The organism is Moorena sp. SIO3B2 (assembly GCF_010692525.1).
Lineage (GTDB): Bacteria > Cyanobacteriota > Cyanobacteriia > Cyanobacteriales > Coleofasciculaceae > Moorena > Moorena producens.
This window is the reverse complement of sequence record NZ_JAAHHE010000820.1, coordinates 1-1,631: the sequence shown is the minus strand read 5'-3', so window position 1 is coordinate 1,631 and position 1,631 is coordinate 1. Positions and strand designations below refer to the sequence as shown.

3 protein-coding genes are annotated in these 1,631 nt (G+C 42.0%); 2 read left to right on the top strand and 1 reads right to left on the bottom strand.

Annotated features, from left to right (window positions below):
- Both F6K38_RS41430 and F6K38_RS41425 read left to right on the top strand, forming a co-directional pair.
- Window positions 1–302 (top strand): small RNA NsiR4-regulated ssr1528 family protein (locus F6K38_RS41430; protein ID WP_287360660.1); only part of this gene is annotated, 302 nt, incomplete at its 5' end.
- 48 nt (window positions 303–350) lie between these two features.
- A complete protein-coding gene (locus F6K38_RS41425) occupies window positions 351–503 on the top strand; it encodes a hypothetical protein (protein WP_008186876.1) in 153 nt (50 codons plus the stop codon).
- A gap of 721 nt (window positions 504–1,224) precedes the next feature.
- Here the strand turns inward: F6K38_RS41425 and F6K38_RS41420 are convergent.
- On the bottom strand, window positions 1,225–1,631 hold a 407-nt coding region (locus F6K38_RS41420), incomplete at its 5' end, for a UbiA family prenyltransferase (protein WP_287360658.1).

Genomic DNA, 1,631 nt, shown 5'->3' with positions numbered 1-1,631 from the left:
CTACCGAAAGTAATTCCCAGACTCAAACCACTACAGGTGCTGATGCGGTTGATGACGCGATCGCAAAGGGAATTGATTTAGATGGCTCGCCAATCCCCAAAGCTAAGTTAGACCTTTACAACCAAGTGATGGGATTGGAAGCTCAACGGCAACGAAGCGGTGTCAGCAATACCATGAGATCAAGAATTGTGCGGATTGGAGCGAAGCATATCTCTCAAGCAGAACTCAATCAAATGCTGCTCGATGCTGATTTTATCCCTCTTAAAGACAAAGAGATTGCTTTTTACTACGGGGGTAAGTAAAGTGAATTTAGTCTATCAGAGTTCACATTTAAAACCCATGCACAGTTTTTGAGCTGGAAACGTGAGCAGGCCAAACTACTAAAAAACACAGGCCAGTCTTATGAATCGTGGTTCTTAGACGATGATGGCAAAATTGACTACCAACGGATGATTGAAACATTGGATGAACTAATCAGAGCCGGTGCGATCAATTTCGCTTAAACACGAAAAGCCAGCAAACACTGTAATCTGCCACGGTAACGCAAAAACCACCCATAATTTGGAGTGCTATTTAGAGGTCAAACAACGAATAGCTGCAAATTATGGTTGGGGGGAAATTGAATCTGATCAACCCAAAACACTAGACAATCATTGGGCAGAACTAGAACCCAGTTCCAACGACTGAACACAAAGATACTGAGTCTTATATCTCACCGTGGTTTCAGGTGGAACCCGTAATTATATTATTGACAGTAATGAGACCAAGTACCACACACATAAAAGACCAAGTACCAAGTGCAGAATTACAGTAATGAGACCAAGTACCACACACAGAACAATTGACTTGCCTAGCTGTTTATCGCCCATAATACCAATTTTTACAACACATGATGGTCATATCGCCAAATATGTTCCACCGACCATGCCTAATAGCACAGTCACTCTTATAACCGACAGCATAGGGCGGCAAAAAAAATAGGAGTCATAACCCTCCAATTTTAGGTGTTATGACCCACAAATTTTCCGCGTCCAGATGGCTTTTTACTACGGCGGTAAGTAGGATAGCAAAGGGAACAGGGAACAAAAATTCTCACAATTGATTTAGGCTCCCTAGAGTATAAATCTCAATAGGGTTGGCGAATCGCTATACCTCAGAGCTAACTCACCAACCCTATTTGCTAATAGCTGATTGCTGATCGCTGATCGCTTACCAGCAAACACCTTAAACTAAGTTAATACTTACCTGCTCCAATACTGTAGAAATTGCTTGAATCAAAACTTGGGAATTCTCTGCTACAGTTGCAGTAATTTCCCTGGTCATCGGTAAGCTATCCACTACGATACCGGTACACAATAACATCATATAGAGAATTGAGTACTTAAACATAGACCGGGCAAGTTGATTGTCTTTAGGTTCCTGAAGCAGCAACCATGCTTTTTTGATAAAAATACTGCCCAAAAGAATAGCAACTATGCCATAAACCACTCCCGATTCTCCTAAGGGATAGATCAACAATAGGGAAGTGGGGACGACTAATAAGGTGTAATACCAGATTTGACGAACAGTAACCTCTTCACCGGCTACTACCGGTAACATGGGTATCCCAACTTTGGCGTAATCCTCGTGAA